Raw genomic sequence first — 14,390 nt, 5'->3', positions numbered from 1 at the left:
AAATGTAGCAAACGCATTTTAGCATAGCGTAGCCACAATAAGTGCTATATTAGCGAGGAATGTTATGATAATAAATTATGTTTAACAAAAATAGATTTAAAATGAAAATGAAAATCCAATTAATGCTAATTGTGGGAGTACTTTTTACAAGTTGTTCCACAGTAGCTCACCTACAAACAGATGATTTAAAGCAAAATTATTCGGTAACAAATCCTGATCAAATCGAGATTTATTCTACTGATAAAGTAGATGAAAATTATTCTGTGATTGGAGAAGTTGTTTCAAGTGTTGATGCTGGGAGAGATGCTTCGATTTCTGTAAAATACTTAAAGAAGGAGGCTGCAAAACTTGGAGCAGACGCTATTATAAACCTGAGATTAGAAATAGGTCAGGGATACTGGACAAACGCTATAAAAGCTACTGGTACGGCAGTAAAATTTAATAATTAAAAAAATAGAAATCGATTATGAGAAAGATATCAATTATAATATTCGTAGCATCACTGTTTTTTTCGAGTTGTTCTTTTTATGCTTATCAATATCAAACTGGAAGTTCATCATATTCAGAAACTACTCCAGAGTCAATCAAGATATATTCAGGTGATATTGAGCAGGATTACATAGTTATAGGTTCTGTTACTGCAGATGTAATGGGAGATGCAGATGCTGTTGTTAGGTATTTAAAAAAGAATGCAGCAAAACTTGGTGCAGATGCAATTATCAAAGTGGATTTATCTAAAATGAATTCTTTTTCTCGAAGAACCGGAATCTCAGGAGTTGCTATCAAGTTGAAGTAATTACTTTGGCTAACAATTTGTCATTCGTAATGGCGGATTATGTGTTAAATATCACGGCTATGGGCTCATATCAAGATCAAATCGGTTTGATAGCAAGTAGCTATAAAATCCGCCATTACACATATGCATATCATTATACAGCATGTTGCTTTTCTTTTGTAATTCAATTATTGTGGTTATAGTTTGGCTTCGCTACTTTAGTTTTTCATAAGCGAAGCGTAACAAACGCATATTAGCTAGGTGTTTTGCTTAATATCCCTCTTCGAAATGAAATTATTTTTAACACAAGGCTGGACAGGAACTAAGAAACTCATCAAAGATAACCCAAATGAACAAGAAGTTTCTATGCTCCAAAAGCTTACTTAATTTGCCTATCGTTTAAGCTCGGAGAATGCTATTTAGTTAATAGCAGTACAACAGCCAAAAAATATCATGTATTAATGTAGATCTATAAAAAAAGCATGATTATCATAGCGCTATCAATTTTTATAACTATTATTTTTCCTTAAAAATCGTAATTTTTATTACATTCGATATTTAATTCTCATGCTGCCAATGAGATATGAAGTTTAATGAGGTAATCAATTTATGCTGCGGGTAAAGTTTTTATTGTTAATTATCATTTGTAGTTCTGCCTTACATGCACAAAATTTTAGGAAAAGTCTTAAAAGAGCCGATCATTATCTAAATATTAATAATTATAGCAAAGCCATAAGGTATTATAAAGAGGCTTTAAAATATAAGCCAGGGAATGCGGAGGCTACTTACGGACTGGGGTTATCCTACTTATTCGACTTTAAAAATGATGAGGCACTAAAAGAGCTTACTTTAGTGTGGCAACTCAATCCTGATATTGGAAATAACATAGAATATTATTTGGGTTTAGCTCATCAATACGATTATAATTTTGAAGAGGCTATTAAGTATTACAGACTTTTCGGAGAAAAGAAAAATAGAAACCGCTATGAAGCTGATTTACAAATTGAAGAATGCCTAATAGCCGATTCTTTATATAAAAACCCTCGATCTGTGGTGGTTGAAAATCTCGGTCAATTGGTTAATTCACGCTACCACGATTATACACCTGCCTTAATGGCTGATGGAAAAACGCTTTATTTTACATCAAACAGAGCAGGGTCTACTGGTGGTTTGAAATTAGATGATGGTACTTTTTATGAAGACATATATAGCTCTACCCTACAGAATGGACAATGGAGCAAACCTCAAAAACTAGATAGGAACATAAACGGCAATTACCACGATGCAATAGCATCTGTATCTCCTGATGGAAAAACGCTTTTTGTCTATTCTGAGGAAGGCAACGGAGATATTTATTTTTCAAATTTACAAGATTCAACCTGGACTTATCCTCAACCGCTAAGCAATAAGATCAACTCCATTTTCTGGGAAACATCGGTTTCAATAACGGCTGATGGTCAAACCTTATATTTCACAAGCGATCGTCCAGGTGGATATGGGGGATTGGATATTTATAAGATTACAAAAGGAGAAGATGGGGAATGGGGTACTGCCCAAAACCTTGGACCTACCGTTAACACCGGAGCGTCTGAAGATGCACCTATGATCCACCCAGATGGCCACACCTTATATTTTAGCTCTTCTGGTCATGATGGAATGGGTGGATATGATATCTATTATAGCAAACTGGAAGGTGATGAATTTCAAGCTCCTGTCAATTTAGGCTACCCAATCAATACGGTTTATGATGACAATTATTTTGTGATCTCAGGCGACCTTAAGCATGCTTACTATGCTTCCAGAAAACCAGGAGGTTCTGGCATGGTGGATATCTATCATGTAGATATGGAAGCAAAAATTGAAGTTGAAGAAACTATCCAGGCCGAAGTTGAAGCCTTACCCGTATTAGTTGAAAATACTGAAATAGCTTCTGAAGATGATATAGAAGTTGAGGTTGAGCTTCCGGAGCCAGAGCCTGAAGCTAAAGCTGTGGTTACTGTATTTAAAGGTAAAGTGCTGGATGCTAAAACAGGCTTACCAGTGGGAGCTGAAGTGAAGATGGTGGATAACAAAAATAATAGTGTTACTGCTCAAGCATTTGCTGATCCACAAACTGGTGAATTCGAGTTGATTGTTCCACAAGGAGGTAATTATGGGGTTTCAACAAGTAAAAGAGGATATTTATTTAATTCGATCAATTTTAGACTGCCTGAATTTTCTGAGTATCAGGAAATAGATGTTTCAGTATTGCTGGATAGGGCTGAGGTAGGAACCAAAATGGTTCTGAAGAATATTTTCTTCGATATTGGTAGTTCTGCTTTAAGAACTGAGTCGCTAGGTGAGTTGGAAGTGATTAAAGACCTTTTAATGAATTCACCTGACCTTAGAGTACAGATCAATGGACATACAGATAATGTTGGGAATTCAGTTTACAATAAGCTTCTTTCTAAAAAAAGGGCTCAATCTGTGGTAGATTACTTGATTGCAAATGGTATTAATACTGAGCGCTTAGAAGCTAAAGGCTTTGGAGAAGAACAGCCATTAGTATCAAATGATGATGAAATAGGGGGTAGGGAGATTAATAGAAGAACCGAAATTGAGATTCTAGGAGAAAGTCAAAATGGTTAGTAAATGGTATTTAACTCCAAGTTAAATATAGGCTTTAAATAGCTGGCCGAGCTAGGGTATAAGTGAGTACTTAGATGATGTCATGTAATTGAGCTTATCAGAATAAAAGAAAACATAGTAGCAAACAAATACAACTAGTCAGATTAGTCCATTACAATTCTACATTTTCTTTAATAAGGAATTTTATATAAATTTATTATATCAGTTCAAATACAACCAAAGCTTAATTTTCATTTTGTTTTATGACTTGGTAATGGCTGATATAAGAGATATATAGTCATCAGGGGTTGATTATATTCAATTGTTAACAATAATTACGCAATGAAAAATCAAATACTTTTTCTGATACTCTTATCTCTCTATTGTATCTCTTGTAACAATGAAACTGAACAGCAAAGTGAAACAATTCATGAGTTTAAAATAAGTGAAATTGACAGCTTACTGAAAAGATATCATGAATTAAATAGGTTTAGTGGAGTTGTATTAATTAGCAACAAAGAATCAAACCTATATAATAAGAGCTTTGGATTTGCCAATTATGAAGTCAAAAAGCCATTCTCTGAAAGTACAGCCTTTAAAATAGGAGAAATTTCCGAATTAGTTACTTCTAGAATAATTAATGAAATGGCTGCAAATGGCGATTTACAGTTGTCTGATGAAGTATCAAAATATCTTCCAGAAATGAAAACTGAATTCACCATTGCCGATTTACTGAATCATAAAACTAACTTTCCAGACATAGCTACTATTCAAAAACAGTACCCTAATCTGAATTATTCTACTATTGAGTATGCTAACTTAGCTGAAGTTAATTCAAATAAACCGGGCAAAAGTGATTTAAACTTTAACATATTGGGACTTTTGATTGAAAAAGTCAGTAGGAAAAGTTTTCAAGAAAACATTTTTGACTATGCGAAAAGATTGTCTTTAAAAGACACCTATTTTCAAAAAACAGCTTCCACACAAGAAGCCACAGGTTATCTTTTCTATAACTTTCGAGGGAATGGTCTAGAATTGCAAGAATCACCAGTTTACTCTTTGGAAGCTGCATTCAGTAGTAGAGGGATAAAATCAAGTGCTAATGATTTAGCAAAAATTATTTATTCAAAACCAGATATAAATGTAGAGATAGATGGTTATTTAAGTAATGATGGTTTTAGTTATTCTATATTCTATAGAGCAGATAATGGTATAGCAATTATTGTATTAAGTAATCGAAGACATCCTGTTGCGAAGGAAATATCTAATGCCATAAACAATATACTGAAGGGGATAAGTTATAAAGTACCTTTAAGAAGGAATCCTAAAGCTATTAATCCCGAAATACTGAGTAATTACATAGGGAAATATAAATTAAATGAGTTTGTCAAGTTTGAGGTAATAAAAGAAGAAGATAGTCTTTTTGTGTTATTGGGTCCAAATAAAGTAGCTCTTATTCCTCAGTCAGAAAATCAATTCTATATGCTTGACAGTGATGCTTCAATGCGGTTTGAAGAAGATTCTACCAATAAGGTTAATAGCGTTGTTTTATTAAATGGATTTATTAAAAGTGATGAAAGAGCCTTGAAAATTGAAAATTGACTATTACTAAAAAGATTAAAATATCACGGTTTGCTGAAGGTGCATCACAAGTGACGCTTTTTAGCCAGTATTTGTACGTTTTTTAAGGCAACCTAATTAAATAGACTATAATTGAATGATGGGACCAGATAAGAATATAAAATTCCCACTTGAGAATTACGAAAGACTTTGTTTTTTAAAAAATGTTGTAAAAAATCCTAATATTATCGTTGGCGACTATACATATTATGATGACTTTGAAAATGTAGAAAATTTTGAAAAAAATGTAAAATACCTTTTTGACTTTGTTGGTGATAAATTAATAATTGGAAAATTCTGTATGATTGCTTCAGATGTTAAATTCATTATGAACGGAGCAAATCATCTGACAGACTCATTGTCAACTTATCCTTTTGCAATTTTTGGAAGAGGATGGGAAAATGCAATGCAAGGAAAGTCTTATCCACACAAAGGAGATATTAATATTGGTAATGATGTTTGGATTGGTTATAACGCAACAATTATGGCAGGTGTCAATATTGGAGACGGAGCAATTATTGCAACAAATTCGACAGTAACTAAAGATGTAGCACCTTATACAATTGTTGGTGGGAATCCCGCAACAGAAATCAGAAAAAGATTTCCAGAAGATGTAATTACAAAACTATTAGAATTAAAATGGTGGAATTGGGATATTGAAAAAATCACGAAGAACGTACAGAACTTAACAGGAAATAAAATTGAAAAGTTGATTCAATAAAAAAGAAAGCACTCAATAATGGCTCCAAGTAATTGCTTGCGCTGTCCAAAGTGCTGATTATTAACTAATTTAAATGCTAATACGCAATGATAGTTAATATAGCAAAACCATAAGGCATTCTACATATAGAAAAGCTATTAAACTCTCAATTAGGATATTGAGCAGATAACATGAAAGTATTAAAGCAGCAGATATGAACAAAACAATGCTATTAAACCGGAACCTAATCTATTTTGGAATTCCGCTTGCACTATTAGGAACTCTAATTCTGCTTATAAAGTGTTCATATTTAAATGTTCTTAGCCATCATGATATTTTGAACTTTGCCATAACTGCAGACTTAGTTTTAACGATCCCATTAGTTTATTTTCTGCTGATTCGTAAATCTGATATTCCTAATACTACAGTAGTTCCTGTTATGATAATCGGATTAGTAATTGGTTCGTATTTTTTACCTCAAGAAAGCCAAACATATTTAGTACTATTCAAAAATTGGGCTTTACCATTAATTGAAATCTCAATACTAATTTACATTTTTGTTAAAGTTAGCACTGCAATTCGGTTATATGGAACCCTAAAAGGTTCAACACCGGACTTTTTAGATGCACTTAAAAACACTTGCAAAGAAATTCTGCCAAAAAGTATAGTTATGCCGCTTGTGACCGAAATTGCAGTCTTTTATTATGGATTTATATATTGGAAAAAAAGAAAGCTGAAAGCGAATGAATTTACATACCATAAAGAAAGTGGAACAATAGCATTATTAGCTGTAATAATACTAATTATCACAGTAGAAACAGTCGTTCTCCATATTTTTCTATCAAAATGGAGCAACATTACCGCTTGGATTTTAACGGCTTTGAGTATTTATTCTGGAGTTCAGCTTTTTGGATTTTTACGATCCATGTTGAAAAGACCAATATTAATAGAAAATGGTAAATTGTTTCTTCGCTATGGAATTATGAACGAAACTATTATTGATCTAAAAAAAATTGAAAGCATTAAGGTTTCATCAAAAGATATAGAACTCAACAAGGAAACGAGGAAGCTATCAATTTTAGGCGAATTAGAAAGTCATAATATTCTTATCTGTTTGAAAAAAGAGAATATTCTTACTGGACTATATGGAATCAAAAAAAAATACAAGAATTTGGCATTCTACGTTGATAAAAAGATTGAATTTGTAAATCAAATCGATAACGCCATTGAATAAAAAGGGCTTAATTTGAGAATGATTACATTAAAAATAACAGAAAATTGAATATTAGGAGCTTTAATATGACTCATGCGTCCTACTCAGCACCTTATAAACTCTTCAAATGAAATATTTTAGCAAATAATACTAAATGATTAAGCTTTTTAAATTCGAAGTACTAATACTTTTACTTACCATTAGTTCTTTAAAGACCGTTTCAGCACAAATTGACAAAGGGTCACAATTAGTTGTAAATAAAATTATAGACAAAACCATCTCTTCTGAAGAGAGTCATTCCTATTCTGTTGAGTTACAAAATGGTATGGCAATAATTGGAAAAGTTACTCAAAAAGGAATTGATCTTGTAATTGACGTTTACAGTCCTAGCGGAAAGCTCATTAAACAAATTGACAGCCCAAATGGAACAGATGGAGATGAACAGTTTGATATTACATCCAATGAATCAGGTATCTACAAATTTGTTTTGCATTCTCTTGATAAAGAAGTAAATGAGGGAAATTACCTTTTAAAGGTATTGCATATATTAAGCTTGACTGAAAACACTAAGCGTATCACCAAAAAGGGAATTCCAACTGAAACGCTTTATAATTTATGGGAAGCCTCACTGACTGACAAAACGGTTATTGATAAATTCATTAAGAACCATACTGAGAAACACATTATCGAGTCGATCGAAGGAAGTAATTCCGATATGATGGTCACTTATTTTTGCATACCCCAGGATAATACTGAGTATGTTATGTTAAGTGGTGGTCCTGATTTTTTAGGATTACGGTTTCAACCATTACCCAATACAAAACTCCATTTTGTAACGCAAATAGTACCTAAAGATGCGCGATTCAATTATGGATTTAATTATTTTAATCTCGATAAAGCGGGACCGAATAATGAAATTGAGTCTAGAAGTATGGTACATGCCTATGACGGAACTTTAGAAATGCCAAATGCATCTAAACAACCCTATATTACTGAAAGAAAGCAAGTAGAAAAAGGTAGTTTACTCTTAACATCAATTCAAAGTGAAATTCTTAATGAAGAAAGAAAAATTACAATACATACACCTTCCAATTATAATGCCTCTGAATCGCATAATCTTCTAATCGTTTTTGACGGAGAATCATATGGGGCAAGACCAAATCGTAGGTCTAGAATTCCAACTCCCACTATTATGGATAACCTATTAGAAGACAACAAAATTACCCCCACTGTTACCGTTTTGGTTTGGTCTATGGGTAAAAGAAGCAGTGATTTAATAAGTGAAAAATTTGGTGATTTTATAGTAGATGAACTTATACCTTGGGTTCGTTCACAATATAATATTCATACTGAGTCAAATAAAGTTGTATTAGCAGGTTCAAGCCGTGGAGGTTTTGCTTCAAGTTTTATAGCCTTTAAACATTCAGACGTAATAGGAAATGTTCTTTCCCAATCTGGTTCTTATTGGATAAAAGGATCTGAGAATGAGAATCATTGGATATATCCTGAAGATAATGGAAAACTAATAAACTTATATAAACAAAGTGAACGATTACCTATCAAATTCTATATGGATATTGGACTGTATGATGCCGGAGCATCAATGCTTGGAATGAACAGACAATTTCGAGATATACTTGAAATAAAAGGCTATCAAGTAGACTATCGTGAATTTAAAGGAGGGCACAATTATATAAATTGGCGAGGAACACTTTCAGATGGTTTAATCTCTTTGATTGGAACAGAATAAAATGAAAAATAAAAGAAATAAGCTGATAATCATTAGAGTTTTACTGTTCCTGGGAACTGCAATATCTTTATTTTTTGTCCCATGGCCAATAGTTTTTGCTTGGTTAAACCCACTGCCCGATACTATCCAAGAACAAGTTGATAAAGCCTCTGACTATGGGTTTGATGGTATAATAGTTTGTGTAAATGAAAAGGGGAATCAAAGCCAAATTTATACTTCAGGATATAAAAACAAAGAGAACAAAATACCAACTGACCCTAATTCATTATTTAAAATTGCCAGTGTAAGTAAATTGTATCAAGCAGTAGCCATTTCTAAACTAGTGAGCGATGGTAGTTTATCTTTAAAAAAATCACTTATTGATTATCTGCCGGAATTAAAAGGCAGAATAGAATATGCAGATGAAATTACCGTGAGAATGTTGGTTCAGCATAGAAGTGGTATTCCTAACTATACGGATACATATATGTATTGGGCTGCTCCAAAGGAATCAGCTGAGGAAAATCTCTCCTTGGTTTTGGACAGGCCAGCAAATTTTAAGCCTGACCAATCCTATGAATATTCAAATACAAATTATTTGTTATTAGCTAAAATCATGAGTCGCATTTTGGGGTATCACTCTTTCAAATACATACAAAAAGAAATTTTAAATCCATTAAATCTGAAGGATACTTACAGTTCTTTAGAAGATGTAAATATTGATGAGGTGATGAGTGGATACTATGTGGGTTATGAGTCAGATTTAAAAAAAGATAATATAAGCTCAATGCTAGCCACGGCTGAAGATTTAAGTAAATTTATTAGAGCCTTAAATGATGGTTCTGTTTTTAGAAATAAGGAAGAGCAGGAATTATATGCTTCATTGTATCGATTTAATCATACTGGTTTGATCCCCGGTTACCAAACAATAGCAAAATACCATCCTGATATAGATGCTGTAATAATACAATTCACCAATACTGTAAACTTTGAAGGGTATAATTGGAATTTGTCTGAACTTATGTATAATCGAGTTTTAAAAATCGTACGTAAGAACAAGTGATTAAAATATAAAATCAGTAATTCAAAAATCATGTGAATTGCCTGTCGGGAAAAGACCAAATAAAAATTATTAATTATTTTAATGTAGTTTGCAGTAACAATAGGTAATTGTGCGTCACATAAAGAAAAATAATTATGACTACAATCAATGAACACAATCAGCTAATAAAAACTGCAAGAGTAACGGGTATTTGGTATTTATTATTGGCTATCACCGGAGTATTTGGTTTTATGGTTTTTAATTCTCAAGTCTATAGCCCTGATGCCAATGAAACGCTAAACAACTTGATTGAAAACCAATCTACAGCAAGAATTCGCTTATTATTTGAATTCGGAATTATTATTTCTCAGGCACTAACAGCCATATGGTTTTATAGATTATTTAAAGGAATAAATGATTGGGCAGCGCTAGCAACTGCTATCTGGGGTACGGTAAATTCATCTATTATCTTGATCAGCGCCATTTCCATGGGAGTTGCTATCAAATTATCATCCTCTAATCTTATTGCAGACAATCTCATCATTATTGAAACTCTACAAGCAATCATAGCTAATGCATGGCTGATAGGAGGATTATTTTTTGGATTGTGGTTACTACCCTTTGGTTACATCATCACAAGTTCCAAAAGAATGCCTGTTTGGCTCGGAAGAATTTTAATCCTTGGAGGATTTGGATATATTATAAGTACATTCTTATCCTATGGAGGTATTTCAGCTGATTGGGTTGGCTATTTTCAAATTCCAGCTTCAATTGGTGAATTTTGGATGATCGGATATTTACTAATTTTTGGTATTAGGCCAGCAGAGAATTCCTGATAAATAAGGTTTGTTAAAATGTCTGAATTTAACAACATAAAAGTAAGTCGATTATCAAATCGTGATGAAGATAAAATTTATGCATTTCTTGATCTAATTTTCAATCGGGAACAGAATATCCCGATTGATCTTATTAGAATCAAATCAGAGAAAATTTTTTGGTGGGGTATTAAAAATGATGAGGAAATAATAGGTGTTGCTGCCACTTGGATTGAATCTGGTGAATGGCATTGGGGAAGATTTTCAATTCATCCTGAATTAAGAGGACAAGGCTATGGTGAAAAGTTAGCTAGCTTTTCAATAAAAGAATCTTTTAATTATAATATTGACCATTTAGTTATTGAAGCAAGAGATGCTGTGGTACCACTAATTCAAAAAATGGGGGGTACTATTATTGGAGAAACTCAACCTTTTTATTCGGAGAATATTACGCTTATGAAGTTGGAAAAAAGAAACTTTAACACTTTAAAAAGTTAAGCATGGTGTTTATGAATATTTACAAATAAAGAATAGATTCTTAGTTCCTAATCTGTATTCCATATTCATCTATAGTTACTTGGTGGAATAAGAAATTGCCCTATTGTTAGACCATAGCTAAGGTGACAAAAAACCTACTGAAAGAGAATAGAATTACTTTCTATCTTTCCCCAGAAGAACACTATATTCCTCTGGTGTGCCTGTAATTCTAAGATTCAGATAACGAGTCTTTTTATCTATATCCTTCTCAATAATGTCATCAATTTGAGTAGAATCCACTTTATTTTTCTTTCCGAATACTTTATTCATTCCCGCCTTAGTAATCACATTAATGGGTATACGAACATAATAATCCATTGAAAGGTCGGTATTTTGGTCTCCAGAAACTTCAAAATATCCTAAGCTTGAATTTATAGTCATGGCTGGAATCGAAAGAGAGCCTTGACTTAAATCGAGAGTATTCTGCAAAGTATCGAAGCGCACAATTGATAAATTCTTATCTGAAAAATAATCTGATAGGGCTTCAAAAGCTGAATAATTATTTATACTTCCTTCTACCACTTTCATTTCTATATGTAATTCGGAATCATCAATGATGGGAACCATGTCTGCATGTAAATGAATTTTTCCATTTATAGAACCCGATAGTCGACCGTGTAGATTTTCTGAAACCAGATGATCTTGACCAAAATTTTCAAATTTAAAAAGTAGCTGATCCAGATCAATATTATTCAATTCCATGTTGGGGCTAAAGTAAATAGCTTTGGGTTGGAGCCATTGAAGTAACCGTTTAATCCAATAGATCCTCCAGCTGATTTTAAACTTAAAGTATCTAGATAAATATAATGATCGCTCTGCATTCTACCATTAAGAGCGAAATCCCTCAGATGTATACGATGATAGTTTAGATCATCTATATTCAAATCGAAATTCATATCTGTAAATGGGACTTCAAAAATATTAAAGCCTGCTTCATGATCTACCTCTTGAATTTCTTCTCCTTCTGGTGGTGGATTGTAGGCAAATAGCTGATCAAAATCTAACTGAGTACTGCTAAACGATAAGGAATTGGGTATATCTGAAATACTATCATTATTGTAATGAGTGAAACTCAATCTGAAATCAGAGTTCCCTATTTTTCCAGAGGCATCTGTTACCTTGAAAACGTTGCTATCCATAAAAAAGCTACCTTTGAAATCTTCAAAGCGCATGGGATGTACTTTCATATTGCTTGCTAATCTATCAATATCTACTTGAGTACTTATTAATTTTTCATTGAATTTCATATCGACTAAACCATGAAGTTGCAATTCACTAAACTCTTCATGTCGATAGTCTTCTGGAACATAGTTTTCACCACCATAAGTAAAGAGGTCCTCTAATTGTATTAATTCAGAATTTAGATTAAAATCAATTTTGGTATCTCCAATTGGTGTTTCTTCAAACCAAAGGTCATAATTCTCTAGCTTTCCATTGAAATGAAAATCGCTTTCATCGATCATGCCAGTAAAATCAATGACTCTGAAATTAGCAGTATCAATGAAAACATCGGCATTAAAATCATGTAATTCATGAGGGTAGTTTGTAAGCTGTGCATGAAGTTTCTCTATAAAAAATTCTCCTAAAGGTAAATTGGGCGATTCCGTGAAAGCTTTAGCAGAACTTTTAAAGGTAAATCGCATGGATAAGTCTTTTATTTTTTCCTTGAAGCCTGCAGCGCTATCCGAAGACGTACTACTTAGTTCTTCTATGTCCAATGTGTTTGAAGATATATTCAATACTGCATCAACAGGAATATTGGTATGATGAATTATGGCTGGTAAATCGGAGAGGCTTCCATTTATAGATATATCAGATTTTCCAATTTCGAAATCTAATTGATCAATTAAAGCCCTATGACCATCCATTTGTGCACGTATATTAACATTTTTGATGGGTAAAGGATATACGGAACTCTGTATATTAAGATCCTGCACTTTTAGCTTTGTAAAATAAGATTCGTTTAAGCGTTCAATACTTTTTTCTGGTTGAGTTAAATCAATAATGTCATGAAAGTTCATTTCCAGTGAGACAAATCCTGAAGATTCTTCCAGATTGTTAATGTTTAAGAATTGTGCTAAAAAGCCAAGATCAAATTCAGAAATCAGCTGAATGTCAAATTCAGGGGATTCAAAATTCTTTATTTCTATATTACCGCTAAATACACCTGTTTCAGGTTTTGCACTAAAATCCTCTATAACTAGCTCCATCGTAGAAGGATCGCGTTTTTCCCCATTCGTAAAACGTCCTTTAAAATATAAATCATTTACGGTTTTATTAGAGGAAGTATTATTGATAAATGCTTCTGAACAACCAAAATCAACTTGGATTTGAGGAGAATAATTGTTTATAGACTTACCTTTAACGGTGGCGTCAAAGTAAATTTTTCCACCATTATCATAACGATCTAAAACAGGATTGATCTCTTCAGGTGCAAAAGCAAGAAATAAGTCAAAATTTGGTTTGTTACCATTAAAATGTAAATCCAGATTCATATCATCATCCACATCAATAGAACCTTCCATCATAAATAGTGCTTTCTCTATTAAGAGTTCAGATGGTGTGATTGCTAGTTTGTTTTCTTGTGCATCAAACTTAAGCCTTGTTGATATTGAAACATGCTTATGATGTAAAAATGAGGTGTCATTATCCAATATTAGATTAAATAAAAAATTACTTTCAAGCTTAATCTCCATTAGTTCTTCTGTGGACATAAAACTAGAATTAGCCTTTTCTATAAAAGCTTCAATTAATATATTATTCTCCTCATTAAGCTTTAAAAGGTCAATATTTTCAAGCTCAATTGCCTGTAAATCAAGATGGGTAGATTCTGAATCTGTTGTCTCATCTTCATCCGCTTCATTCGTTATTGCATTTAATATATTGAACGATCCGTCAATATGTTGCACCAGTTTTAAGTAGCCTTCCGATAATTTTATTTTCTTAGCTTCATACGAACCATTTATGATTGACAAAATGTCAAATCCTAGATAAATATCTTCAATATGCAAAAGCATCTCAGCACTATCCTCTTTACTTTCAAATATTTTTACATCTTCTAAATCAATTGAAATATAGGGGAAGTTTTGAAATGGAGATATATGGCTGTCATAGATTTCAATACGGCCTTTGAAATCATGATTCACCTTGTTTACTATTTCTTTAACAACAGTATCTTGATGACTGTAAGCAAGAGTAACTATAACTGCTGAGGCAATTACAATTATCAATAGCATAATAAATATTATTTTAAACCATTTTTTTCCTGTGTTAATCATGTAGCAATTTAATAATTGTAGAGTTTATATTCCTCATGCATAGACTAATGTATTCATAAGAGGATAAAATTTAG

Annotated in this window: 12 protein-coding genes; 10 read left to right on the top strand and 2 right to left on the bottom strand. The window is 32.6% G+C overall.

The window, feature by feature from the left end:
- Positions 1-101: 101 nt before the first annotated feature.
- From QYS48_RS04705 to QYS48_RS04660, 10 genes are all read left to right on the top strand, one after another.
- Positions 102-449, top strand: coding sequence for a heavy metal-binding domain-containing protein (locus tag QYS48_RS04705; protein ID WP_308357729.1), 348 nt, complete (start codon positions 102-104; stop codon positions 447-449).
- Positions 450-466: 17 nt separating this feature from the next.
- A complete protein-coding gene (locus QYS48_RS04700; protein ID WP_302103373.1) occupies positions 467-796 on the top strand; it encodes a hypothetical protein in 330 nt (109 codons plus the stop codon).
- Between the two features lie 588 nt (positions 797-1,384).
- Positions 1,385-3,403, top strand: coding sequence for an OmpA family protein (locus QYS48_RS04695; RefSeq protein ID WP_308357728.1), 2,019 nt, complete (start codon positions 1,385-1,387; stop codon positions 3,401-3,403).
- A gap of 321 nt (positions 3,404-3,724) precedes the next feature.
- Positions 3,725-4,984: a serine hydrolase domain-containing protein gene (locus tag QYS48_RS04690; RefSeq protein WP_308357727.1), complete on the top strand. Its 1,260-nt coding sequence runs from the start codon at positions 3,725-3,727 to the stop codon at positions 4,982-4,984.
- A gap of 115 nt (positions 4,985-5,099) precedes the next feature.
- A complete protein-coding gene (locus tag QYS48_RS04685) occupies positions 5,100-5,723 on the top strand; it encodes a CatB-related O-acetyltransferase (protein ID WP_308357726.1) in 624 nt (207 codons plus the stop codon).
- A 193-nt stretch (positions 5,724-5,916) separates the two neighbouring features.
- Positions 5,917-6,936: a hypothetical protein gene (locus tag QYS48_RS04680; protein ID WP_308357725.1), complete on the top strand. Its 1,020-nt coding sequence runs from the start codon at positions 5,917-5,919 to the stop codon at positions 6,934-6,936.
- Between the two features lie 133 nt (positions 6,937-7,069).
- A complete protein-coding gene (locus tag QYS48_RS04675) occupies positions 7,070-8,665 on the top strand; it encodes an alpha/beta hydrolase-fold protein (protein WP_308357724.1) in 1,596 nt (531 codons plus the stop codon).
- 1 nt (position 8,666) lies between these two features.
- Positions 8,667-9,707 (top strand): serine hydrolase, encoded by a 1,041-nt coding sequence (locus QYS48_RS04670; RefSeq protein ID WP_302103383.1) that lies wholly within the window; start codon positions 8,667-8,669, stop codon positions 9,705-9,707.
- Positions 9,708-9,841: 134 nt separating this feature from the next.
- On the top strand, positions 9,842-10,522 hold the full coding sequence (locus QYS48_RS04665) for a DUF4386 domain-containing protein (RefSeq protein ID WP_308357723.1): 681 nt from the start codon (positions 9,842-9,844) through the stop codon (positions 10,520-10,522).
- An 18-nt stretch (positions 10,523-10,540) separates the two neighbouring features.
- A complete protein-coding gene (locus QYS48_RS04660; protein WP_308357722.1) occupies positions 10,541-10,999 on the top strand; it encodes a GNAT family N-acetyltransferase in 459 nt (152 codons plus the stop codon).
- A 153-nt stretch (positions 11,000-11,152) separates the two neighbouring features.
- On the opposite strand, the gene QYS48_RS04655 is transcribed toward QYS48_RS04660, so the two are convergent.
- Positions 11,153-11,740 (bottom strand): AsmA-like C-terminal region-containing protein, encoded by a 588-nt coding sequence (locus tag QYS48_RS04655; RefSeq protein WP_308357721.1) that lies wholly within the window; start codon positions 11,738-11,740, stop codon positions 11,153-11,155.
- Positions 11,731-14,274: a hypothetical protein gene (locus tag QYS48_RS04650; RefSeq protein WP_308357720.1), complete on the bottom strand. Its 2,544-nt coding sequence runs from the start codon at positions 14,272-14,274 to the stop codon at positions 11,731-11,733. The genes QYS48_RS04655 and QYS48_RS04650 overlap by 10 nt, the downstream gene beginning before the upstream one ends.
- Between the last annotated feature and the right edge of the window lie 116 nt (positions 14,275-14,390).

This window comes from Marivirga arenosa, assembly GCF_030503895.2.
GTDB lineage: Bacteria > Bacteroidota > Bacteroidia > Cytophagales > Cyclobacteriaceae > Marivirga > Marivirga arenosa.
This window is presented reverse-complemented; position numbering and strand designations above follow the sequence as displayed.